Source organism: Sporosarcina sp. FSL K6-5500 (genome assembly GCF_038005665.1).
GTDB classification, from domain to species: Bacteria; Bacillota; Bacilli; order Bacillales_A; family Planococcaceae; genus Sporosarcina; species Sporosarcina psychrophila.
Genome location: NZ_JBBOTP010000001.1, coordinates 444,240 through 467,141, shown reverse-complemented (window position 1 = coordinate 467,141; position 22,902 = coordinate 444,240). Strand labels below are relative to the sequence as shown.

Genomic DNA, 22,902 nt, shown 5'->3' with positions numbered 1-22,902 from the left:
ATCTTCACTTTTAGGGATATGTACAGAGGAGGAAATTAAATGCGCGTCACACAATCAATGCTTTCCAATAATATGCTAAGGAATCTATCCTCAAGCTACAATAAAATGGGCAAGCTACAAGAACAAATTACAACTGGTAAAAAAGTTAACCGCCCATCCGATGATCCCGTCGTTGTCATGAAAGGCATGGGCTACCGCATGCAAGTCGACAAAATTGGTCAATACCAACGCAACTTAGGTGAAGTGAATAACTACCTCGACAGTTCTGATGATGCATTTGATACAGTAGGATCAGCGTTAAAACGTGCAAGTGAGCTCGCTAACAAAGGTGCAACGGGTAGTTTGACAGATGAAGACCGTGAAAAAATTACGAGTGAGCTTAAACAGATACAAGAGCAAATTAAGGACATGGCGAATACCAAAGTAGGGGATAAATATATATTCAGTGGGACGAAAACGTCGACACCGCTTTATGATAAGGCTACAGGGAAATATCCTGAAGTAGATGCTAATGGAAACAGTATAATACCTGGATTTACAAGCGATATAAACATTGAAGTATTTGATGGAATAACTTTAAAAGTCAACACGAACCCCCTTGAACTATTTCAAGGGATTGATGATCTATTTCAAGGTTTGGTTGATGGAACGCCTAATCCTGACCCTACCCTTCCTAATATCCCGGCTACCCAAGAAAATTTTAATAAAGCGATGACAGAGATTGATAAAAAATTTGGTGAAGTCCTAACAATGCGTGCCGACATCGGTGCTCGTCAAAATCGGTCTGAAATGATGGGGAATCGCCTTGGTGTCCAAGAAGGCGCTGCAAAAAAACAAATGAGTGAAAATGAAGACGTCGAATACGAGAAAGCTATCACTGATATGATCACTGAAGAAGCAGTTCACCGCGCTGCACTGTCCGTCGGTGCGCGCATCATCCAACCATCACTCGTAGACTTCTTGCGTTAACACGCCTCGGTGCCAGCTGCTGGCACCGGTACTGTATAACAAAATCCCAGAAAGCGTTTGGATACCCTCCAAACGCTTTCTATTAGAAGGTGACACTATTGAACATACCACAACTTCAAATCCAAACAACACGCGGCATACTCGAATTGCAAACTACAGAACCAATCCAAGAAATCGAACAACCAAGACCGACGATGACCATACAACAACCAGCCGCTACCTTGGAAATCTCAACAACAAGACCGCAGCTCTCCATTGACACAACCGAAGCGCGTGCTGACATCGATATGAAAAGCGTGAGAAGACGGATCGAAGAACATGAACAACTCGGTAAACAAGGGGCGTCGGAAGGTACGGCTAGACGGGCACAAGAAGGTCAGCAAATGCTGCGAATCGAAAACGGTGGCAAGGTCATTGCAGACCTTGCCAAACAAAACTCAACACCGCCACCCGCACAACTTGGCATCAGTTTCGTTGGTAATCGCTTAAATGTCCAAATGTCCGCCCAACCTGGCACGACCAATATCCGAGCAACAGCACAAAAAACAATTATCGATGTCCAAATGAATAAACCAATCCACAACTATACACAAGGTAAAGTAACAGGCGAAATGAATCCATATCCATCTATTCAGATTGATGTTAAATTGTGATTTCATAACGGGATGCCAAGTACTGCGACAATTTGAAGAGCGCAAATGGAGTCAATGCCAGGTATCCTAGCAGTGCGGTGCATCGAAAAAAACCTATACAGTGAGAATGGGTGCCTGGCATATCTCCACAATGCTAGCACCCGACAATGTCTAAAAGACCGGCAACTACGCTGGTCTTTTGTTATTTCTAAAACAATGCTACTCTAACAATATGAACTACATAAAAGGAGCGAACTCTATGCACATCCAAACAAAATTTCACGGCGAAATCAAAATTCAATCCGATCAAACCTGGAACTTCCCAAAAGGCATCCCAGGTTTTGAAGGCGAAAAAGAATTCGCACTCCTTTCAATAGAGGGAAACAGTACATTTCAAGTTCTCCAATCAACCCAAGCACCCAATGTCGCCTTCATTGTCGTCAACCCATACACCCTTGTCGAAAACTACTCATTCGACGTCGACGAACCAACCATTGACCTGCTAAATATCCAACAAGAACAAGACGTCTTCGTTCTCGGCGTTCTCTCATTAAAACAACCATTCGAAACATCAACCATTAACTTACAAGCACCACTCATTTTCGAACCCAAGATGAAAAAAGCAAAACAGATGATTCTAAACAATACTACATTCTCCATGCGCCATCCAATCGGCAACCAAGTCACAGCAACAGAAGGGAAGGCGTAACGAATGCTCGTACTCTCTCGAAAATCAAACGAAACCATCAAAATTGGCGATGACATCGAAATTCGCATACTCGAAGTGAAAGGCGACACCGTCCGCATCGGTATCGAAGCACCAAAATCAATAGACATCCTACGCGGAGAGCTTGTACTTTCTATTTCCGAATCAAACACAGAAGCAACAACCCTTGACGCTACACTTTTTGAACAACTCACAAAGAAAAAATAACAATCCTGTGGGGTGCCAGACACTGACATCCATTCGTGTCCTTCTGCGAATTGTGGTAGCGCCTGGCACCCTTGAGTTTTCTAGTGGACATCCGGTGCCGGCAGCTAACACCGCTTTATCAAAAAAACTTTTTTACCTTCCCCTAAACATCCTCTCCACTCATCCGATATAATTATAGTAAGCGGCAGATAAGAGTTCGGCCGGCTCTTACTCCGCGAGCAACAACCAAAATGTAGGTTCACAAGGATGTGGACCAAACACAACTCAAGGAGGAAAATTAATCATGAGAATCAATCACAACATCGCAGCACTTAACACGCACCGTCAACTAGGTTCTAACAATGCACAAGCGTCAAAAAACTTAGAGAAACTATCTTCAGGTCTTCAAATCAACCGTGCAGGAGACGACGCAGCAGGACTTGCTATCTCTGAAAAAATGCGTAACCAAATCCGCGGTATGGAGCAAGCTTCTACAAACGCACAAGACGGAATCTCACTTATCCAAACAGCTGAAGGTGCATTGAACGAAACACATGCAATGCTACAACGTATGTCTGAACTTTATACTAAAGCTGGTAACGAAACACTTACGGATGATGACAATAAAAAAATTCAATCCGAAATTGAAGCACTAACAGCACAAATTGATGACATTTCCAATCAAACACAATTTAATACGAAAAAATTATTGAATGGTTCTGTTGATGGAATTACATTGCAAGTTGGAGCTAACCAAGATGAAGTCATTAATTTGACTTTAACTGATAATAGCGCTAAAGCATTGGGATTAACAGGGACAGCAGGAGTAGGATCAGGCGCTGCCACTGGTGGGTTACAAAAGCTCGGTGTCACAGCAGCAGGACCAGTAGGATCAGGCGCCGCTGCTGGCTCTATGGGTACAGCAAATGGTATAGCGAAAGCGAACTTGAAAATTGTTCAAGATGCAATCAACACAGTTTCAGAAAACCGTTCAAACCTAGGGGCAGTTCAAAACCGCCTAGAGCACACAATCAACAATCTTGGAGCGTCAACTGAAAACCTAACGGCTGCAGAATCACGCATCCGTGACGTGGATTATGTCTTAGCTGCTTAAGCAGTGACAGACACAGTCGTCCTAACTGGTAACGGTTAGTGAGTACGATCGGGTGAATTGCTGGAAACCCCTGAAGCTTTCTTCCCCACAACACAGCTGGAAACGGCAAATGTGACGGGTCAAAAAGAAGAGAGATTGGGCAATCAGCAGCCAAGCTCCTGTCTCGAAAGAGTGGAGAAGGTTCAACGACTAGGATAGACCATCTAAAGCGCAAGCCATGGTGATGAAATCCGTAGGAACGATAAGCATGAGAAACTTATCAATCCGAAGCGCCCGACCCCTAACGAGAAATCGAAGGGTGAAGATATAGTCTAGTCATTTATGAAAGTAAATGTTCGCACGATGGCGAAAGAAATGATGGAGTTCACGAAGAACAACATCCTTACTCAAGCAGCACAAGCTATGTTGGCACAAGCAAACCAGCAGCCTCAGGGAGTTCTACAACTTCTTCGTTAATCTGCATAATAAAAACACGGTCCGAGCAATCGGTCGTGTTTTTTTGAATTTATATAGATACATCTTTATTTAGGTCGGTTTATAGATTACATTTTTTCATTCCTAAAACAGTATTCAGCAAGTTGGCTAATCGTCAGTCCCGTTTGCTGCCGGATTCTCGCAAGTGTCTCTCTGTGATTTTTATCAATGACAATTTGGTAACCTGTGACACTTTCTTTCTTTGCTAGGAATGGATTGAATTTTTCAAAGGTAACAGGAACGCTGACTAGCGTATTAGAATGGTGAAAAAAAGTGCAAAGAGTATTCAACTTATCATTAATTTCGAATGTCGGTTTGTCTAGTATGAATCTTTCAGGTAAGTAAATGGTAGTCCTTTTTGCAATCGGACGTAATGGTTGTTCAGGCATTGCCTTTCTACTCATAGATTGGTGTAACCATGGAGAAACAAGATGTAGGAAATAGATGAATTGAAATTGGTCATAGAGAATTAGCCGATTTTGACCATCAGTACGAAACCAAAGTGTGAATTTATCGAAGAGCAATTGCGTTAAGTAGCGATTTTCCTCCGTGGAAAAGCTATTAGTAGACAGGATAAGCTTATTGACAACACCATTTACAATTTTTAAATGCCCATCGTCCTGGTATCACCATGCTAAAGCGGCCTCATTCAAAGATTGTTCAATAAAATCAAAGGGAAGTACTTTCTTTCCAGCTGGATACCATATTGTATACAAGTTTGTAATCAGATCATCTGTCTGAGATTGGACAACATAGCTTTCAGAAAAACCTTTCTTTAGACGTGAATCCGTAACCTGTCGATAAGTGGGAGGTGATAGGGGGATAAAATCTTTTAATTGCTTATAGCAGTAGTCTGTCCAGCCGAAATCCTCTGTTCGATGCATAAATTGAAATCGAGGCTTTCTTCGGATTTGTTTTGTAATACCACCATCACCTAGTAACTTTCCACACATGAGACTATAAAAGTTATCAACTTCACACATTATCTGCACGCCCTCCTGTTAAGTGTTTAATCTTAAACGGTTTTCGATTGATGCATCTTGTAAGGTCTCCTAAAGAAATGTGCTAATGGGGTGACCTTTCATTCACGATAGTACAGTTGCGCTTCAAGTGAAGTATTCATATTACTTCCTTCGAACGTTTATTCTTATTATATCATTTTACCTAATGGAATTACTGGTTGAATAAATAATATGAAAGGAATTATTTGTTTTTGATGACTCACTAACTTCTCATAAACTCTCAGTGGAATCTATAACTTTATAGCCGATATAAAGAGTATGAATATGATACGCTTAGATAATTAGATAATTAGATAATTAGATTATTGGAGGAATGTAGCTGTGAAGTTGAATTTTCAGGAACAGCAATTTGAATTTGACAAGACGTCGTCACTGGACGAAGTCATTGCTAAAATAAATGAACTACTTAACGAGAATTATTATTTTAGCCATTTCATTGCGGATGGCAATGAAGTTTATGAAGACCATGAAGATTTTTTAACGATGAATCTTGATCGAATTGAAAAGCTTGAAGTGATTGCAAAAACGGGGAAGGAATTTTTGAATGAACTTCTTCTTTCAACAGAAGATTACTTGCAGCGTGCAAAACCAGAGCTTTCAATCATTTCGGAGGGGGTTTATTCGAATCCGACAGCTGAGGTGCGGACTAGCTTCGGGCAACTGATGGAGGGGCTTCAGTGGCTTGATGGGATGTTGGCAGTTATTGATAATAGTAACGAACGCCCCGCTGAGTGGGATAGGTGCATGGAACTGTCCGAGTCAATGAAAGCTGAAATTGTGAGCCTCTCTGAAGCAGTAGAAAATAGTGATAATGTGCTCATCGCAGATATCATCCAATACGAGTTTATTCCAATATTTGAATCGGTGGAAATAGAAATCGGTAAAATCATAGATACTGTAGGAACTCGCCATAATCTTAGTTGATAATTCAAATGTATTAAGATCCGAAAATCATAAATTAGTAAAATGATGATTCTATTTTAGAAGAAATGCGGTGTAATAAACATGTTGAAAAATAAAACGATATTAGTAACTGGTGGGACCGGCTCATTCGGCAAGAAATTCATCCGAAAAGTACTCGAAGAAAATATTAAAAAAGTAATCGTCTTCAGTCGCGATGAACTAAAACAATATGAAATGGCGCAGGAATTCAAAGATTCACGCATTCGCTTTTTTATTGGGGATGTACGGGATAAAGAGCGCCTTAGTCGTGCATTTGATGGCGTTGACATTGTCATCCATGCAGCTGCGATGAAACATGTTGAGGCTTGTGAATACAATCCATTTGAAGCCGTGAAAACGAATATTTACGGAGCTCAAAATGTTATTGAAATGGCAATTGACCGTGGTGTTGAAAAAGTCATTGCATTAAGTACCGATAAAGCAGCCGCGCCGGTTAATCTTTATGGAGCAACCAAATTAGCATCCGATAAACTTTTCGTCGCAGCTAATTCGTATGTTGGAGAGAAACATACAAAGTTTTCCGTAGTACGCTATGGAAATGTTGTCGGCAGTCGTGGAAGTGTTATTCCCTTTTTCGCTAAGATGAAGGAAACAGGCAGACTGCCCGTGACAGATGAACGAATGACACGTTTTTGGATTACACTCGATAAAGGTGTAGACTTCGTCCTCGATAGCCTAGAGAGAATGCAGGGCGGAGAAATTTTCGTTCCTAAAATTCCAAGTATGAATATTATGGATCTAGCGAAAGCATTTGGATCCGAATGTGAAATTGACATTGTAGGAATTCGTCCGGGAGAAAAATTACATGAAGTGATGATCACACAGGATGATGCAAGACATACAATTGAGTTCGATGATTATTATACAATTGTTCCGGAATTTTCTTGGTGGGGAAATAAAATACAAAAGGGTGATAAAGTCTCGGAGGGATTTGTCTATTCGAGTGAGACGAACGAGCAATGGCTAACCGTACAACAATTAAAAAATATGATTCAAATCAAGTGATGGGGAAATATAAAGTGGAGGGTGTTATGAATTTCAAAGAAAATGCGAAGCGAATAGAAACTAAACTACAGCCGTTTATACAACAACTAGAACAGCAGCTTGGAAATGTAGATTTTCAAAACTATTTACTCGTAGATACGAGAATGGGTGTCCCTACGCTAGAAATTGAACAAGAAGGTAAGAATGTATTTTTACACAGTAAATACAATCCAATTCAAGAATCAGAAAAGGTTGCAAAAGACTATGAAAACTCAATTGCTGATAAAGAACATATTATCTTTTTTGGAGTAGGTTTAGGCTATCATATTGAAGAAATAATGTCGCAATACCCCGAAAAAAAGTTTACGCTAATCGAAACAAATCCAACTATTTTTGTTCGTTTTTTAGAGAGCCGTTCTTTAAATAAGTTCCCGTTCAATCAAATGAGTAGCCTCTATATACATAGTGAGGAAGTTTCATTAGGGAACTTTCTTACTTTACTTTCACTTCAATTAAAAGGGAATGCATCAGTAGTCGTATTCCCTGCATATGAGCGTCTTTTTGAAAAGGAAGTTAATCAATTTTATAAAGACTATAGAGAAGCTTTAAAAGTGATACAATCAAGTGTTGTAGCAACGGGAGCATTCGGAAAACGCTGGGTATTAAATAGTTTAATGAATGTACCAACGACATTATCGACACAGAATATCAAAGAAAAGGCTATATACTTTAGAGGAAAGCCAGTTATCATTGTTTCAGCAGGGCCTTCTCTATATGAAGATCTATCTCAACTTAAGCATATTAAAGACAATGGGCTTGCTTATCTATTTGCGGTAGGCTCGGCAAATAAAGCCTTATTGTCTTACGACATCACACCAGATGCTGTACTGACCTATGACCCGCAACCTCGAAACGTGAAAGTATTCAAAGAACTTATCGCTTCAGGCCGTACAGATATTCCAATGATTTATGGAACGAGTGTCGGGTTTGAAACAATTGAAGTATATCAAGGCCCTAAATTTCACCTTGTAAACTCATCTGATTCTGTTACGAATTATTACTTAAACAAACAGGCGAATGAATATGACGTGTATGACTCAACAACTATTGCATTAATCGCTATTCAAGTTGCAGAATTATTAGAGGCTGAAATAATTCTCTTAGCGGGACAAAACTTGGCATTTAAAGAAAATCGTTATTATGCAGAAGGAATTGAACATGGGCAGTGGAAGGGTCAAGTTCGCGAAGACAAAGAGGGGCAAGTAATCCAGACGACAAAGGATGTCTATGGTAATCTTATCGATACAAATGCAAGCCTCATTAATATGAAAAAAGATATTGAGTTTCACTTAGAAATGAATTCTCAAATACAAGTAATTAACACAACAAAAGGTGGAGCAGCTATTAAAGGAGCACCTTTTGAACCGATTGAGCAAGTTATAAAAGAACGGCTCAAATCGGCAAAAGTTAATGAGAATTGGTTTGTAAGCGAACAAAAAGATCCTACCGACAATACGGTGAAACAAGTTCTGAAATTGGAGCTTTCCATTGATAAAATGTATGCATTATTTGATGCATGTCGGACGATCTTGCAGCGTTTAGATGGTTTAAAGAGAACGGATAAAGCACAAAAAATTAATAAGCTGTTCATAGATTTTGATAAACAGTTTGACCGCCTCATCAAAAACGATTTTTATTCATGTTTTATTGCTTCAATTCTACAGCGAGAATTCGAACAACTAAATAAAACGATTCGTAAAAGTTATGTAGAAGAGCAAGTAAAGAAAATCGATATTATTACTTCATCAAACATGCTCTATTTAAGAATGGTTCAAGAGACTTTTAGTGAAATGGTTGTGCATGTAAAAGAAACAATGCACCCAAAACTTTTGGAGCAGTCAACAGACTGGAAAGTGTATAAACATAATGATGGCGTCTTTCATTATGAAGGAGATTGGGAATGTGAAACAATGACATTTGACGACTTCAGTAGTGGCAAAGCGATTCGGGAAATTAATAAAACAATTAGCACAATGAGTAAAACAAGCGCATCGAAAGTCTCTTTTAGGTTCCAGGGAACAAAACTCCAACTACTTGCGGCAACTCATGCGGATTTCGCAAGTAAAATAAAAATCACCATCGATGGAATCGAAAGAATGTTCACAACAAAGAATAGACAAATTAAAAATGGTACACCACCGAATCTTCATCAAACTGTCTTTGAAATAAATGCACTATCTAATACAATCCATGATGTTTCAATTGTGCTTACAACAGATGAAAAGATTGCATTTCAAGGTATAAAGATTAACCCAGATGGCCGAATTTATCATGTTGATGAAGTTACGTCTGTCGATGAATTAGAAGTTGGGAAACGAATTCGTTGTCATATACCTAATGTTGTTAATGATGAGATGGTACCAATAATAAATATCGGAGAAGAAACAGTTCATCCTATGTCTTTTCAAACAACTTTTAGGAATACAGATTTTTTTTTAATAAAAGTATTTGAAGAACATAGTGGTAATTCAAAGTTTGTTTGTAATAAAAATTTGGGAATCAGTCAGGTTGACTTGATGATAAATCAAGTTAGGAAGCGGATTACACTGAATGTTATACCTTTAATGGAAGCTAATGAATCAGCAAATGGAAGAGCTTCATGTAGTTCGTATCATGTTAATCATAATAATTGTTGGTCTGCTAACAAGGCATTTAATAAAAAGACAACTGGACTGGTAAATGCGTGGGCAACAGAGAAAGGTATAACACATGGTTGGATTGGATTTGAGTTTACATCACCGACTATATTAAACTCTTATACCATGGTAAACCAAGAAAGATACGGTAACGTCGATACTTTGAAAAGAATGCCAAAAGATTGGGTTTTCCAAGGCTGGAATGGAGAGAATTGGATTGTCTTGGATGAAAGAACTGAGGTAACTGATTGGATAAACAATAGGAAGAAACACTTTACTATATCTAATGAGATTGCCTATAAAGAATATAGGATTTCAATTTCAAGTAATAATGGAGATCCTGAGTTTTTGGCTATTGGCGAAATAGAAATGTTCTAATCTACTTACTAGATACCTTGAAACCTAATAAGTAAATTTAATCATAGGGTAGTGGGAAAAATATGATTTTAGATAGAATAATTACTACGATAATGGATTATGGAAAATCTCTTTTAAATAATAACATCGTAATATTTGGTTCAGGTAAAGGGGGGAAGCTTACCTATTTTGCGCTCACACAAATGGGCTATAAATCCATAAAAATTGTGGATAAAAATAAAGATAAATGGGGAACTTTTTTTGGAACTAGCCCGATTGAAAATCCGACAAAGGTTTTATTACCAAAAAAACACGATGTTAAAATACTTATTGCAAGTGATTATTATAAAGAAATATCTGGGCAACTGAAAAAAATGGGCTATATTGAAATGGTGGACTTTTTCCCGAGCTTAAATACCATTCAAGAAATTAATAAGAAGTATGAATCGCAACTTTTAACAAAACAAAACAAAGTGATTAACGGTGTTGAAGTCGGAAAATATACTTATGGGTATAAAAAGTTCTGTTATTCGGGAAGTTTGGTTAAGAGTATTGGGGCATTTACTTCAATAAACCGCACTGCTGAAATAAGCAACATTAATCATCCGACGGAATATATATCGACTCATGCATTTCTCTACCGAAAAAAGAATCAATTGTCAGGTGCGGAAAAAATCACTGGGATTTTAGATGATGAAGATGTAATGGATCCTACCAAGATTGCTAACAATGGAAAGGTGAAGATAGGTAATGACGTTTGGATTGGATCGGGTGCTATTATACTTCCATCAGTAAATATTGGAAATGGGGCAATTATCGGTGCAGGTGCGGTTGTAACAAAAGATGTCCCTGACTATGCAATCGTAGTTGGGGTGCCCGCAAAAGTTTTGCGTTATAGGTTTTCTAATGAACAAATCACTTTGTTGAATAAAATACAGTGGTGGGATTGGAATGATGAGACTATTAAAAAGAATGCTAAGCTTTTTATTAATAACGATAAGTTTTTTCTGGAACACGCAGATTATTAGGGGGGTAATTGAAAAGGATAAAGTATAAAGAATAAATTGTTCATCTATAAGTAACATGAAAAAGCTATTGAGCAGTTGCGTTAGATAGACAGTCTAGCGATATATGACATATCGGGCATCTGAATATAGAATATATAATAAATTTAATACTTTAGTGGGTATTTAGAGAGGTTTGATATAAATGGAAAAAGAAAAAGTGATTGTTTTTGGTGCTAGTGAAGGAGGGAGAAATTACAAAGAAAAACAAATAGACTATGAGATTCTTGCTTTTGTTGATAATGATAAGAATAAACAAGGTACCACTTTGGAGCAAATTTCAATCATAGCTCCCGAATATATGGTGGAATATGATTATGATTATATTGTAATTGCAAGTGTATTTTACAAAGAAATAAAGCATCAGTTATTGAATGAAGTGGGAATTAACCCGTCTAAAGTAAAGATGGCTCCCAAAGGGCTATTGAAATCCTCTTATAGACCTTTTGAAGATGAAGAAACAATGAAGTTTGCTAGGAAAAGTTTATTGAGAGTAACAAAAGTTTTTTCGGGAAATAACATTAAATATTTTGCTGATTTTGGTACTCTCTTAGGGATTGTTAGAGAAGGGGATTTAATATCTTGGGATGATGATATTGATCTTTCTATATTAATGAATGATTATGATGAAGTAGTTTCTTTGTTTAGGAATAATATTAAGGATTTTGAAATCGATAAAGATATAGAATGTAAAGTTCATGTTACGCATGATAAAATCAGAAAAGAACCAATAAATATAGGAATATCTTTTGCAACTAATGGCAATAAAGTGATTAGGAAATTTCAGATTAATATTGGTGTCGTAACAATAAAAGATGAATTTGCAGTGCAATCTATGAATTGTTCGCCTAAATATCATTTCGAGCAACAACAGAAAATAGATTTTTGGGGAGAAAAAATAAGTGTTCCTTTTGAGTATGAATCTTATTTAGAATTTACTTACGGAGATTGGAAAACTCCTAAAATAAATACAAGTTTTGAAGATTATCCACTAGCTTTTAAAGATAAGGTTGTATCTTTTAGAGAAATAATTTGTTAACCTATCACAGTAAAAATTTCTCGATACTGTAAGCTAAAAGGTTTTTATTTCCTGTGAAACATTTTAGCTGTCCGTGATAACTGGAAATTCCAATGTGAAGAACTCATACTACTAAAACACGAGGAGCAAAAATGATGAAAAAAACAACACAACTAAAACAAATGATTCAATCTGGAAATTTAGAATTTCTAATGGAGGCTCATAATGGGCTTTCGGCGAAAATTGTCGAAAATGCAGGTTTTAAAGGGATATGGGGAAGTGGATTATCCATTTCTGCAGCATTAGGGGTACGCGATAATAATGAGGCTTCTTGGACGCAGGTTCTGGAAGTAATAGAATTTATGAGTGATGCAACAACCATTCCTATTTTGCTTGATGGTGATACAGGGTACGGTAACTTTAATAATATGAGACGCCTTGTTAGAAAGCTTGAGCAACGGGGAATCGCCGGTGTATGTATTGAAGATAAATTATTCCCGAAAACTAACTCTTTCATTGGTGGAGAGACACAACCACTTGCAGATGTCGATGAGTTTTGTGGGAAAATAAAAGCAGCAAAAGACGCGCAACAGGATCCAGACTTTGTCATAGTTGCACGGGTAGAAGCTTTCATTGCAGGCTGGGGATTAGATGAGGCGCTTAGAAGAGCCGAAGCTTATCGTCAAGCCGGTGCGGATGCTATTTTAATGCATAGTAAGAAATCTAATGCTTCGGAAATAAAAGCATTTATGGAAGCATGGAATGATCGCCATCCTGTAATCATTGTTCCAACGAAGTATTATTCAACGCCTACAGATCAATTTAAGGAATGGGGTGTTAGTACAGTTATATGGGCGAATCACAATGTGAGAGCAGCTATCACTGCAATGGAAAGTGTATCAAAAGAAATCTATGAGAATCAAAGTTTAGTGAATGTTGAAGGAAAAGTATCCACCGTAGGACATATTTTTGAATTGCAAGGCGCAGATGAGTTAAAAGAAGCAGAGAAAAAGTATTTACCTACTTATGGACAAAACGTAAATGCAATAATTTTAGCTGCATCACAAGGAAAAGAGTTTGGGAAGTTAACGGAGCATTTGCCTAAAACGATGTTGAAAGTAAATGGAAAACCAATTCTTCATTCGTTGATTGATGAGTTCAATCAAATGGGTATTAAAGATATATCTGTCGTTAGAGGACATGGAAAAGAATTGATTAATCCCGAAAACACGAAATTTATTGACAATGACATTCATGATAAATCAAAAGAATTATATTCACTTTCTTTAGCTTTGGATAAAGTCGGGGATGAAACTGTTATTTCCTATGGGGATATATTATTTAAAACATATGTGTTAAATGAATTGCTAAATAATAAAAATGATATTGTTTTAATAGTTGATTGTGATGTTGAACAAACAGGTGAGTATACTGACTTCGTATCAACTGACTCTGCTTATGATAGAAAACAATTTGAGCAAATATCTCACTTAAATACAATGTCTACAAATTTAAGTACTTCAGAAATTCATGGAGAATTTATTGGTCTATGGAAAGTAAATAAAAAGGGTGCAGAGATTGTTCGAAATGCAATTCATGAACTTGCTAAGAATAATGAGTTCCATAACTTAAGATTGAGTGATCTATTTAATTATTTAACAGAGAATCATGCTGTACATGTGAATTATATTAGAGGCTCATGGTTGGATATTGATAATATAATGGATCTCCAAAAAGCAGGTGAACTGTAAGATGTTAAGTATGGATACATTCGGTAAAGAATTGGATGCTTTAGGCTTTAACTTTTATAGTGGCGTTCCTTGTTCATTTTTAAAAAGTATGATTAATTATGCGATTAATAAAGAACAATTTGTTATGAGTGCAAATGAAGGAGATGCGGTTGCCATTTGTGCGGGGGCTCAATTAGGCGGAAAGAAAACAGTTTTTCTTTGCCAAAACTCCGGTATCACAAATGCGGTATCCCCTTTGACGTCTTTAAATCAAATTTTTGAAATTCCTGTCTTAGGTTTTGTGAGTTTACGTGGTGAAGAAGGAATTGCAGATGAGCCACAACATGAACTAATGGGGAAGATAACCAATGATTTATTAGATACGATGAAGATTGCTAATGAAGTATTATCGACAGATTTAGAGGAAGCTAAACAGCAATTAAAAAGAGCGAATAACCTAATTGAACAAGGTGAATCTTTTTTCTTTATTGTAAAAAAGAATACGCTAGGACCTGTAAAGTTATTATCTAAATCAAAAGAAACCGAAGTGATTTCCGTAACAGTAAAAAGTGAATTTCCTTCAGCTTTTCCGAAGCGAATCGAGGCTTTAAAACAAGTTCAAGACGCATCAGATTCTGACATACTTATTCTTGCCACAACAGGTGTTACAGGCAGAGAACTTTATGAATTGGAAGATAAAGTGAATCAGTTGTACATGGTAGGGTCAATGGGATGTATTAGTTCGTTAGGATTGGGCTTAGCTTTAGCCCGTCCTGATAAGAAGGTAATTGCTATTGATGGAGATGGTGCATTTTTGATGCGTATGGGTTCGATTACAACAAATGCGTACTATTCACCCGATAATCTGTATCATTTATTGTTGGACAATGGCATGCATGAATCGACTGGCGGACAAGAAACTGTTTCAGCAAATGTCGACTTTATAAAAATTGTGGAAGGTGCACGCTATCAGCGGATAGATGCTTTAAGCACTCTGCAAGATTTACAATTATCTTTGAAACAATGGAAACAAAACGCTGGATTAACATTTGGTTACCTAAAAACTAGCCCTGGGATAAAAGAAGATTTGGCACGTCCTAAAGTGAAACCTTTTGAAGTAAAGAATCGGTTTATTAATTATATAAGTGGTGATCAAAATTGATTAAAAAAGCGGTTATTGTTGCAGCTGGATTATCAAGTAGACTTTATCCCTTAACATTAGAAACACCCAAAACGCTTTTAAAAGTAAACGAGGAAGAAATATTGATGAGAAATATTTCTTTGTTAAAAGAACATGGTGTGGAAGAAATATTTATAGTTGTTGGTTATCGGAAAGAAGATATAATGAATAAAGCAAAAGGACAGGCTCAGTTTATTTTTAACCCTTTTTACAAGTATTGCAACAATATGGGTTCTCTCTGGTTTGCCAAATCAGCAGTTAATGATGACCCATTTTATTACTTGCATGGAGATATCATTTTTTCAGAGGAACTATTAAAAGACTTTATTGAGCAAACGAAAGATTCCTTGGCTGTAATTGACTTATCTGTTGATTTTAAAGAAACAAATGAAGAGGCTATGAAGGTACGCGTAACAGATAAAAATACATTAATCGAATCGAATAAAGAAATCGTGCTTGAACAGAGTGATGGTGAATGGATTGGTATTGCAGCGATTAAAAATCCTGACATCGTATTTACTTATATTGAGAAGGCTTTAACTGAAGAACATTATAATGTATATGATACATTTGCTTTTACAAACATGGCTCAAGATGGATTAAGATTATATTGTGTGTCTACTAATAATGAACCGTGGATTGAGGTAGACTTCCTTGAAGATTACGAAAAAGCGAAGGAGATATTTAAGTGAATTTTAAATATTATAATCCGGTTAAGATTGACTTCGGCATAGGTTCATTGGAAAGATTGTCACAATGGATTGGAAATCGAAAAGCACTTTTGATTACTTCCAATGGATTCGAAGAACGGGGTGTCGTTGCTTCGGTAAAAGAGAAAAATCCAATGATTACCCGAGTAATTAACAATATCCAACCAAATCCAACACTTGAGCAATTAGAAGTTTTATATAAGGAGCTAGAATTCGAGTCATTCGATGTAATTGTCGCATTAGGCGGTGGAAGTGTTATTGACATCGCTAAGGCTCTTTCAATTTATAAAGAAAAGTCAAGTGATGAGCCGTTTAAACTCATTGAAAACATGCTATTCAATGGTTACCAATCTGATGAAATTTTATATAAACCAATTATTGCGATTCCAACGACTGCAGGAACAGGTAGTGAAGTGACGCCATGGGGAACAATTTGGGATGATGTGAATAAAAAGAAGTATTCGATTCATACGGATAAACTTTGGTGTGAAGTAGCTATATGTGATCCAGCATTGACGCTGACTTTACCAAAAGAGTTGACGATACAAACAGGATTAGATGCTTTATCACATTGTCTTGAATCTTTATGGAACGTTAATGCAAGTCCTTTAACATCAAATTATGCGACTAATGCGATACTAAAAATAGTGGATGTTCTACCAAGGTTAGTGAACAATTTAGATGATATAAATCTAAGATCTGAAATGATGTTAGCCTCCTTAAAAGCAGGTCTAGCATTTTCAAATACACAAACTGCAATTGCCCATGCAATGTCCTATTATATGACATTGCACAAGGATATTCCGCATGGGATAGCAGCGAGTATTACGCTGCCAGATATATTGAATGTCGCGTTAACTAATGCTGAATTGAAGTTGGATTTGCAAAAATGCTTCGGAGAAAATCCAGTAGAAATTTTAAATAAACTCTTTGGGGCACTCCATGTTACGACAAGTTATACGGAATATGGTCTTACAGAGTTGGATTTTTCTTTGATAAAAGAATCATTATCTCAAACAAGTCGTGCAAAAAATAGTTTGATTGATAGTAATATACTATTTGAGAATATTTCCAACAAGATTCGTAATTAAATATTAAAGGGAATTGATGCAATGAAAATCATAGCAATCATTCAAGCTCGTATGGATTCAACTAGACTACCAGGGAAAGTATTGAAAACTGTCATGAACAAAACATTACTAGAGTATCAGCTAGAGCGCGTGAAGCGCTCTTTACTGATAGATGAAATTGTTGTAGCAACTACGGTAAAAGAAAGTGACAACCCTATCGTAGTGTTATGTGAGCAACTTGGTGTCCATGTATATAGAGGTTCAGAAAATGATGTGCTCTCCCGCTACTACGGAGCTGCTGTAGAATGTAGAGCGGATATCATTGTACGCCTGACATCAGATTGTCCATTGATTGATCCAGCAGTGATAGATGAAGTTATTCAAATCTATTTGGAGAAGCAAGGAACAATCGATTACGCATCGAATGCATTGGAAAGGACTTTTCCACGCGGGTTGGACACTGAAGTATTTTCTTTTGAAGCTTTACAGAAGGCGCACGAACATGCCTCATTAGAAAAGGACCGTGAGCATGTAACGGCATTTTTTTATACGAATCCGGAACAGTTTCAGTATGTTAATCTAAGGTTAGCCAATGATTTGAGCAGTTATCGCTGGACTGTCGATACAGAAGAAGATTTTGAATTAGTTAAAAAAATACTAAAAGCCCTTTATCCAAGCAATCCTCAGTTTACAATGCAAGGTGTCCTCAATCTGCTTGAAGAAAAACCTACTTGGTCTCAAATTAATGCACATATTGAACAAAAGAAATTGTAGGATGTGATTCGAAATGAACATAGTCATTCGCACAGATGCCTCAATTGAAATAGGTACGGGTCATGTCATGCGATGTTTGACATTGGCCAACCAATTCAAACGTCACGGAGCAGAAGTGACGTTTGTTTGTCGTAACCTTGAAGGAAATAGTATCTCTTACTTACAAAGTCAAGGGATGCAGGTGGCTATACTGCCGTCTGTTAAAAATGATGTCCAGTGGAAGAGTGATGCTGAAGCAACCAGAGCGATTATAGAAGACTTGAACATCGAAGTTGATTTAATCATTGTGGATCATTATGAATTAGATAATCGTTGGGAAAGTATACTCCGCCTTTGCACGAAGCAGATAATGGTTATTGATGATTTGGCGAATAGATCGCATGATTGTGATTTGCTTCTGGATCAAAATTATTATTTGAATATGAGGGAACGATATAGAGGGCTTGCTCCGGACCATTGTGTACAGATGCTTGGACCCGATCATGTGCTACTTCGTGATGAATTTTTGCAAGTAGCCAATAAACCACGAGAAAGAACCGGAGAAGTTCATAATATTCTTATCTTTTTTGGTGGAACAGATCCTACTGGTGAAACAATCAAAACATTAGAAGCGATTAGAGAGATAAACATACCTGAAATTGAAATCAATGTCGTTGTTGGAGCATCGAACCCGAAGCGTCATGAAATTGAACAGATGTGCAATAAGATGCAAAATACAAATTTTTATTGTCAAGTCAGTAATATGGCTGAAATGATGTGGAAAGCAGATCTTGCGATTGGTGCAGGTGGGGCGACGACATGGGAGCGATGTTTTTTAGGCCTCCCTACTTTAACGACTGTGATTGCAGATAATCAGTTGGAAGCGACGACCTTTTTAAATGATCAAGAGGTCACTGTGTATGTTGGTGAAAGTAAAGATACTTCCAGTGAAATGATTAAACAGCCACTCATAAAATTATTAAATTGCAGTAAAGAGGTAAGAAAACTATCCCGAAATAGTTTGAGGATTATCGACTCGGTCAGAGTACAAGAGTATATTGTTCTAAATATGATTAAGCAGGTTTTAGGAGGTCTCAAATGATTCGATTCAAAAAGTTAAGAGAAGAACATCTCAAACAAGTTCTTGATTGGAGAACACAAGAAGACGTTACACGGTTTATGAATACGGATATTGAAAAAGATATCAATAAACAACAAGATTGGTTCACTAAAGTTTCGGTATCTTCAACAGATCGATATTGGATCATTGAAATGAAGAACCAGCCTGTTGGGTTAATTTATTTAAGTGATATAGACTTTGTTAATCAAAGAACAAGCTGGGGCTTTTATATTGGGGAAGAAAATTACAGATTATATGGGGGAATAGTTCCTCTTTACTTATATAACTATGTATTCCTAAAGCTTGGCTTTCATAAAATTACGGCTGAAGTGATGAGTGGTAATGAGAATGTTATTAAGCTGAACAAAATGCATGGGTGTCGTGAGGTAGGAATTTATAGAGAGCATATTTATAAAAAGGGAATATTTAATGATTTAGTTGTCATGGAACTCTTGAAGGATGAGTGGATTGCAATAACTAAATATCAAAAATACATAAGTGAATTTGAAGAGTAACTATAGGAGGAGAGACTATGAGTCTGTTACAAATTATTAATGAAATGCGTGAAGAAGCAAGCTATGAGGTGCTTAAAAATCTAGATCCATCTATGCACTTGAAAGATGATTTGGGGTTGGATTCTTTAATGCTGGCAGAATTGACGGTTCGAATTGAAGATGAGTTTGACATTGATATTTTTGAGGATAGCATTGTTCAAACGATTGGTGAAATACAAAGTAAAATTGTTGGTAAATAATATGGAGAAAATATTTCTTGTACATGATGGAACACTCTATACATATGACACGCTGCTAAAAGATTTGAGTGAATTAGATAAATACTCTCCTTTTTTATACATTAAAGACAACGAACCGTATATGATATTTTCAAAGATTATTCACAGCCTAGTTTATGACTTTCCTATTGAAATTCTAGATGGTGATTTTTCTGAAGAAGAACTAAGGGAATTAAATATTGATATAAGAGATTTAACTAAGGTACATACAATAGAGAATCAACTTACCTTTCAAAATATCGATAAAGTAATTAGTAGAATTAATGAAGTAGAAAACTGGCGGTTAACTTTATACACATCAGGAACTACAGGGAAGCCTAAGAAAGTAAGTCATTCTTTTAGTATGCTTGCTAGAAATGTAAAGAAACATGAAAAGTTTGGTTGTGACGTATGGGCATTTGCTTTCAATCCAACTCATATGGCCGGATTACAAGTATTCTTACAAGCATTATTAAATCAAAATACAATTGTCTATGTGTTTGGACAAGCCCTGAAGAAACTGCCTAAATTAATTGATAGCTATCAGGTAACAAGTATTTCCGCAACACCAACATTCTATCGGAACGCAATGCCTTATCTACAAACAGGCGTGTATCCATCTGTTAAGCAGGTTACATTTGGTGGAGAGAAATATGACAGTTCATTGGAAGCGAAGATTCAAAGAGTTTTTAAAAACGCTAAAATAAATAATATCTATGCGTCTACTGAAGCTGGAAGTTTGTTTACGGCTCAAGGCGGTATTTTTAACATTAAGCAAGAACACCAAAACCTCATTAAAATCACCAAGCGAAACGAGTTATATGTTCACCATTCTTTATTAGGGAACTCGTCCTCATTTTTATTGGAAGATGAATGGTTTAATACGGGGGATCTTGTAGAGGTTATTGATGACTCTCACTTCAAATTTGTCTCACGCCAGTCAGATATGATCAATATAGGTGGCTATAAAGTAAATCCATTGGAAGTTGAAAAGGTTTTAATTCAAGTACCTGGCATTAAGGATATTTTAGTAAAAGGTAAAAAGAATAGTGTAACAGGTGAAATTGTTATTGCTGATGTTATTAAAGATGAAGAAGTGGATGATAAAGAACTTAAAAAACTAATTAAACAATTTGCATCTGCCCAACTACAGGAATGGAAAGTGCCACGCATTATTAAGTTTGTAGATGAATTGCCTATGACCCGAACTGGAAAGAAGGTAAGAACATGAAATGGATTATTGTTACTGGCGATTCGAAAGGTGTAGGTAGAGAAATTGTCCAACAAATTTTGAGCGAAACAGACTATGGTGTTATTGGAATTAGTCGTACGAGTAAAGAGTCAGCTCAGGATTTATTAATGGCATACCCAGAACGTTTTAAACCATTATCCTTTGATTTGGAAAATGTAAAGGATATAAAACGGCTATATATAGATGAAATCAAGAAAATAGGGCCAGTGTATGGCATAGTTAATAATGCAGCGCTTGCTTATGATGATATTATTTCAAATCTGAATATAGATCGATTAGAAGCGATGTTTCAAGTGAATGTATTTTCGGCAATGCACCTAACAAAATATGCGATTAGAGATATGTTGTTGCATAAAACGCAAGGTTCAATTGTTCATATTTCATCAATCAGTGCGCATACGGGCTATAAAGGATTAAGCATGTATGCAGCAACTAAGGGAGCGATAGAAGCCTTTTCGAAAAATACAGCCCGTGAATGGGGAAGTAAGGGCATTCGTTCAAATTGTGTTGTTCCAGGCTTCATGGAGACTTCTATGAGTGAGACATTAACAGAAAATCAAAAAGAACGTATTTATCAAAGAACGTCATTAAAAAAAGAAACGGATATCTCAAGCGTAGCGAGCACAGTTCTTTTTTTACTTTCTGAGAAAGCGAATTCGATTACGGGAACTGTAGTACATGTGGATAATGGAACGATCTAATTGAGTGTTAGGAACAGGAGGCTATATGTGAATATTATTATTGCCTACAGTAAACCGGGCTATGAGAATATTGTGTTAGATTTAACACGGAAATATCCAGACATTTGTATTCATGCTATAGAAACTCCAGAAAACCTTACCGTATCTATTTTAGAAGAAATAAGACCTGATTATATTTTTTTCCCTCACTGGTCTTTTCTTGTGAGTGAAAGTATTTATAAAAAGTATAACTGTATTATTTTTCATATGACGGATTTACCATTCGGACGTGGTGGTAGTCCACTTCAAAATTTAATTGCACGTGGGATTTATGAAACGAAAATTTCAGCTATTCAATGTGTGGAAGAGTTAGATGCTGGTCCAGTTTATTTAAAAGCACCTCTTTCTTTATATGGAAATGCAGAAGAAATTTATTTGAGAGCTGCCTCAACTGTTACAGAAATGATTGTCCATATTATTGAAACTAATCCCGAACCGGTACCTCAAGTGGGGGATATAGTTGAATTTAAAAGACGGCAACCGCATGAAGGCAATATATCCGAGCTAGAGACTCTTGAACAAGTTTATGATTATATTCGGATGTTAGATGCTGAGGGATATCCAAAAGCATTTATTGAGATAGGGAAATTTGTTTTTGAATTTGAACGTTCAGCATTAAAAGAAGGCGAGATTTGTGCGGATGTCAGAATCAAACTGAAAGAAGTGGATAAGTAATGAAGACGATACTTGTTATAGCAGCACATCCAGATGATGAGGTACTTGGCTGTGGAGGAACAATGGCGCGACATGCGGCAATGGGGGATAACATTCACTCTGCAATCTTGGCTGAAGGCCTTACTAGCAGGGATAAAGAAAGAAATAGAGAGTTTCATAGTGAAGAGTTTATGATTCTTCAGAGTGCTGCTCAAAAGGCAAATGATATACTTGGTGTGAAGCAGTTAAAGTTATTTGATTTTCCGGATAATCGAATGGATTCAATGGATCGCTTGGATATTGTAAAGGTAGTTGAGGGGCTTATAAATGAGCTTAAACCAGATATTATTTACACGCATCATATTGGAGATGTAAATATCGATCATCGAAGAATTCATGAAGCGGTATTAACGGCAGTACGTCCAATTCCAGGAAATCATCATGTAGAAGAATTACTATATTTTGAAACGGCATCAAGTACAGAATGGATGACAGCGGGATCTGCGCCTCCATTTATACCAAACTGGTACGTTGATATTGAAAAGACCTTGGAACTAAAGCTCAAGGCGCTTGAAGCCTATGCGTATGAGATGAGAGAATGGCCTCATGCCCGATCAATTAAAGCTCTCGACTACTTAGCAAAATGGCGTGGTGCTAATATTGGCGTGGAAGCAGCAGAAGCCTTTATGCTTGGCAGAAAAATTATTAAGTAATA

General features: G+C 36.8%; 24 protein-coding genes and 1 pseudogene. 23 read left to right on the top strand and 2 right to left on the bottom strand.

What is annotated here, in order from left to right:
• The first annotated feature begins 39 nt into the window (after positions 1 to 39).
• The 6 genes and pseudogenes from flgL to MKX62_RS02150 all read left to right on the top strand — a co-directional run.
• Positions 40 to 969, top strand: coding sequence for a flagellar hook-associated protein FlgL (gene flgL / locus MKX62_RS02175; protein WP_340740550.1), 930 nt, complete (start codon positions 40 to 42; stop codon positions 967 to 969).
• Positions 970 to 1,067: 98 nt separating this feature from the next.
• The gene (locus MKX62_RS02170) at positions 1,068 to 1,622 is read left to right on the top strand and encodes a DUF6470 family protein (RefSeq protein WP_340740549.1); all 555 of its coding nucleotides are present in this window, start codon (positions 1,068 to 1,070) and stop codon (positions 1,620 to 1,622) included.
• Positions 1,623 to 1,860: 238 nt separating this feature from the next.
• Complete coding sequence (gene fliW, locus MKX62_RS02165; RefSeq protein WP_340740548.1) at positions 1,861 to 2,310, top strand: flagellar assembly protein FliW; 450 nt, start codon at positions 1,861 to 1,863, stop codon at positions 2,308 to 2,310.
• Between the two features lie 3 nt (positions 2,311 to 2,313).
• A complete protein-coding gene (gene csrA, locus MKX62_RS02160; RefSeq protein WP_340740547.1) occupies positions 2,314 to 2,535 on the top strand; it encodes a carbon storage regulator CsrA in 222 nt (73 codons plus the stop codon).
• 283 nt (positions 2,536 to 2,818) lie between these two features.
• The gene (locus MKX62_RS02155) at positions 2,819 to 3,628 is read left to right on the top strand and encodes a flagellin N-terminal helical domain-containing protein (protein ID WP_340740546.1); all 810 of its coding nucleotides are present in this window, start codon (positions 2,819 to 2,821) and stop codon (positions 3,626 to 3,628) included.
• A gap of 342 nt (positions 3,629 to 3,970) precedes the next feature.
• Positions 3,971 to 4,084: pseudogene (locus MKX62_RS02150) on the top strand (flagellin); the annotation flags it as partial.
• Positions 4,085 to 4,170: 86 nt separating this feature from the next.
• On the opposite strand, the gene MKX62_RS02145 reads toward MKX62_RS02150, so the two are convergent.
• Positions 4,171 to 4,491: a hypothetical protein gene (locus tag MKX62_RS02145; RefSeq protein ID WP_340740545.1), complete on the bottom strand. Its 321-nt coding sequence runs from the start codon at positions 4,489 to 4,491 to the stop codon at positions 4,171 to 4,173.
• Positions 4,492 to 4,728: 237 nt separating this feature from the next.
• Positions 4,729 to 5,085: a hypothetical protein gene (locus tag MKX62_RS02140; RefSeq protein ID WP_340740544.1), complete on the bottom strand. Its 357-nt coding sequence runs from the start codon at positions 5,083 to 5,085 to the stop codon at positions 4,729 to 4,731.
• A 360-nt stretch (positions 5,086 to 5,445) separates the two neighbouring features.
• Between MKX62_RS02140 and MKX62_RS02135 the strand changes: the two genes are divergently transcribed.
• The 17 genes from MKX62_RS02135 to MKX62_RS02055 all read left to right on the top strand — a co-directional run bounded on the left by MKX62_RS02135 (position 5,446) and on the right by MKX62_RS02055 (position 22,900).
• Positions 5,446 to 6,048 carry a hypothetical protein gene (locus MKX62_RS02135; protein ID WP_340740543.1) on the top strand — a complete coding sequence of 201 codons (603 nt, stop codon included), beginning with the start codon at positions 5,446 to 5,448 and terminating at the stop codon, positions 6,046 to 6,048.
• Positions 6,049 to 6,129: 81 nt separating this feature from the next.
• Positions 6,130 to 7,092 carry a UDP-N-acetylglucosamine 4,6-dehydratase (inverting) gene (pseB, locus tag MKX62_RS02130; protein ID WP_340740542.1) on the top strand — a complete coding sequence of 321 codons (963 nt, stop codon included), beginning with the start codon at positions 6,130 to 6,132 and terminating at the stop codon, positions 7,090 to 7,092.
• A gap of 26 nt (positions 7,093 to 7,118) precedes the next feature.
• Positions 7,119 to 10,145 (top strand): 6-hydroxymethylpterin diphosphokinase MptE-like protein, encoded by a 3,027-nt coding sequence (locus MKX62_RS02125; RefSeq protein WP_340740541.1) that lies wholly within the window; start codon positions 7,119 to 7,121, stop codon positions 10,143 to 10,145.
• Positions 10,146 to 10,207: 62 nt separating this feature from the next.
• A complete protein-coding gene (locus tag MKX62_RS02120) occupies positions 10,208 to 11,152 on the top strand; it encodes a DapH/DapD/GlmU-related protein (protein ID WP_340740540.1) in 945 nt (314 codons plus the stop codon).
• Between the two features lie 181 nt (positions 11,153 to 11,333).
• Positions 11,334 to 12,227, top strand: a complete 894-nt coding sequence (locus tag MKX62_RS02115) for a LicD family protein (protein ID WP_340740539.1) — start codon at positions 11,334 to 11,336, stop codon at positions 12,225 to 12,227.
• A 134-nt stretch (positions 12,228 to 12,361) separates the two neighbouring features.
• A complete protein-coding gene (aepX, locus tag MKX62_RS02110) occupies positions 12,362 to 13,957 on the top strand; it encodes a phosphoenolpyruvate mutase (protein WP_340740538.1) in 1,596 nt (531 codons plus the stop codon).
• A gap of 1 nt (position 13,958) precedes the next feature.
• Positions 13,959 to 15,098 carry a phosphonopyruvate decarboxylase gene (aepY, locus tag MKX62_RS02105; protein ID WP_340740537.1) on the top strand — a complete coding sequence of 380 codons (1,140 nt, stop codon included), beginning with the start codon at positions 13,959 to 13,961 and terminating at the stop codon, positions 15,096 to 15,098.
• Positions 15,095 to 15,808: a phosphocholine cytidylyltransferase family protein gene (locus MKX62_RS02100; protein WP_340740536.1), complete on the top strand. Its 714-nt coding sequence runs from the start codon at positions 15,095 to 15,097 to the stop codon at positions 15,806 to 15,808. Before aepY ends, MKX62_RS02100 begins: the two co-directional genes overlap by 4 nt.
• Positions 15,805 to 16,917, top strand: a complete 1,113-nt coding sequence (locus MKX62_RS02095) for a phosphonoacetaldehyde reductase (protein WP_340740535.1) — start codon at positions 15,805 to 15,807, stop codon at positions 16,915 to 16,917. Before MKX62_RS02100 ends, MKX62_RS02095 begins: the two co-directional genes overlap by 4 nt.
• Positions 16,918 to 16,938: 21 nt before the next feature.
• On the top strand, positions 16,939 to 17,670 hold the full coding sequence (locus MKX62_RS02090) for a glycosyltransferase family protein (protein ID WP_340740534.1): 732 nt from the start codon (positions 16,939 to 16,941) through the stop codon (positions 17,668 to 17,670).
• Between the two features lie 13 nt (positions 17,671 to 17,683).
• The gene (pseG, locus tag MKX62_RS02085) at positions 17,684 to 18,751 is read left to right on the top strand and encodes a UDP-2,4-diacetamido-2,4,6-trideoxy-beta-L-altropyranose hydrolase (protein ID WP_340740533.1); all 1,068 of its coding nucleotides are present in this window, start codon (positions 17,684 to 17,686) and stop codon (positions 18,749 to 18,751) included.
• Positions 18,748 to 19,284 carry a UDP-4-amino-4,6-dideoxy-N-acetyl-beta-L-altrosamine N-acetyltransferase gene (gene pseH / locus MKX62_RS02080; RefSeq protein WP_340740532.1) on the top strand — a complete coding sequence of 179 codons (537 nt, stop codon included), beginning with the start codon at positions 18,748 to 18,750 and terminating at the stop codon, positions 19,282 to 19,284. The genes pseG and pseH overlap by 4 nt, the downstream gene beginning before the upstream one ends.
• A gap of 17 nt (positions 19,285 to 19,301) precedes the next feature.
• Entirely contained in the window at positions 19,302 to 19,523 is a 222-nt protein-coding gene (locus MKX62_RS02075) for an acyl carrier protein (RefSeq protein ID WP_340740531.1), read from the top strand.
• Position 19,524: 1 nt separating this feature from the next.
• Positions 19,525 to 20,772, top strand: coding sequence for an ANL family adenylate-forming protein (locus MKX62_RS02070; protein ID WP_340740530.1), 1,248 nt, complete (start codon positions 19,525 to 19,527; stop codon positions 20,770 to 20,772).
• Positions 20,769 to 21,494 carry an SDR family NAD(P)-dependent oxidoreductase gene (locus MKX62_RS02065; RefSeq protein WP_340740529.1) on the top strand — a complete coding sequence of 242 codons (726 nt, stop codon included), beginning with the start codon at positions 20,769 to 20,771 and terminating at the stop codon, positions 21,492 to 21,494. Before MKX62_RS02070 ends, MKX62_RS02065 begins: the two co-directional genes overlap by 4 nt.
• Positions 21,495 to 21,521: 27 nt before the next feature.
• Complete coding sequence (locus MKX62_RS02060; RefSeq protein WP_340740528.1) at positions 21,522 to 22,208, top strand: methionyl-tRNA formyltransferase; 687 nt, start codon at positions 21,522 to 21,524, stop codon at positions 22,206 to 22,208.
• Positions 22,208 to 22,900, top strand: coding sequence for a PIG-L deacetylase family protein (locus tag MKX62_RS02055; RefSeq protein WP_340740527.1), 693 nt, complete (start codon positions 22,208 to 22,210; stop codon positions 22,898 to 22,900). Before MKX62_RS02060 ends, MKX62_RS02055 begins: the two co-directional genes overlap by 1 nt.
• The last annotated feature ends 2 nt before the right edge of the window (positions 22,901 to 22,902 follow it).

What these genes read in the sequence shown, in the direction of transcription:
- flgL (WP_340740550.1), top strand. Translation starts at nt 40, where the DNA reads ATGCGCGTCACACAATCAATGCTTTCCAATAATATGCTAAGGAATCTA.
- fliW (WP_340740548.1), top strand. Translation starts at nt 1,861, where the DNA reads ATGCACATCCAAACAAAATTTCACGGCGAAATCAAAATTCAATCCGAT.
- csrA (WP_340740547.1), top strand. Translation starts at nt 2,314, where the DNA reads ATGCTCGTACTCTCTCGAAAATCAAACGAAACCATCAAAATTGGCGAT.
- MKX62_RS02155 (WP_340740546.1), top strand. Translation starts at nt 2,819, where the DNA reads ATGAGAATCAATCACAACATCGCAGCACTTAACACGCACCGTCAACTA.
- MKX62_RS02145 (WP_340740545.1), bottom strand. Translation starts at nt 4,491, where the DNA reads ATGCCTGAACAACCATTACGTCCGATTGCAAAAAGGACTACCATTTAC.
- MKX62_RS02140 (WP_340740544.1), bottom strand. Translation starts at nt 5,085, where the DNA reads ATGTGTGAAGTTGATAACTTTTATAGTCTCATGTGTGGAAAGTTACTA.
- pseB (WP_340740542.1), top strand. Translation starts at nt 6,130, where the DNA reads ATGTTGAAAAATAAAACGATATTAGTAACTGGTGGGACCGGCTCATTC.
- MKX62_RS02125 (WP_340740541.1), top strand. Translation starts at nt 7,119, where the DNA reads ATGAATTTCAAAGAAAATGCGAAGCGAATAGAAACTAAACTACAGCCG.
- MKX62_RS02120 (WP_340740540.1), top strand. Translation starts at nt 10,208, where the DNA reads ATGATTTTAGATAGAATAATTACTACGATAATGGATTATGGAAAATCT.
- MKX62_RS02115 (WP_340740539.1), top strand. Translation starts at nt 11,334, where the DNA reads ATGGAAAAAGAAAAAGTGATTGTTTTTGGTGCTAGTGAAGGAGGGAGA.
- aepX (WP_340740538.1), top strand. Translation starts at nt 12,362, where the DNA reads ATGAAAAAAACAACACAACTAAAACAAATGATTCAATCTGGAAATTTA.
- aepY (WP_340740537.1), top strand. Translation starts at nt 13,959, where the DNA reads ATGTTAAGTATGGATACATTCGGTAAAGAATTGGATGCTTTAGGCTTT.
- MKX62_RS02090 (WP_340740534.1), top strand. Translation starts at nt 16,939, where the DNA reads ATGAAAATCATAGCAATCATTCAAGCTCGTATGGATTCAACTAGACTA.
- pseG (WP_340740533.1), top strand. Translation starts at nt 17,684, where the DNA reads ATGAACATAGTCATTCGCACAGATGCCTCAATTGAAATAGGTACGGGT.
- pseH (WP_340740532.1), top strand. Translation starts at nt 18,748, where the DNA reads ATGATTCGATTCAAAAAGTTAAGAGAAGAACATCTCAAACAAGTTCTT.
- MKX62_RS02075 (WP_340740531.1), top strand. Translation starts at nt 19,302, where the DNA reads ATGAGTCTGTTACAAATTATTAATGAAATGCGTGAAGAAGCAAGCTAT.
- MKX62_RS02070 (WP_340740530.1), top strand. Translation starts at nt 19,525, where the DNA reads ATGGAGAAAATATTTCTTGTACATGATGGAACACTCTATACATATGAC.
- MKX62_RS02065 (WP_340740529.1), top strand. Translation starts at nt 20,769, where the DNA reads ATGAAATGGATTATTGTTACTGGCGATTCGAAAGGTGTAGGTAGAGAA.
- MKX62_RS02055 (WP_340740527.1), top strand. Translation starts at nt 22,208, where the DNA reads ATGAAGACGATACTTGTTATAGCAGCACATCCAGATGATGAGGTACTT.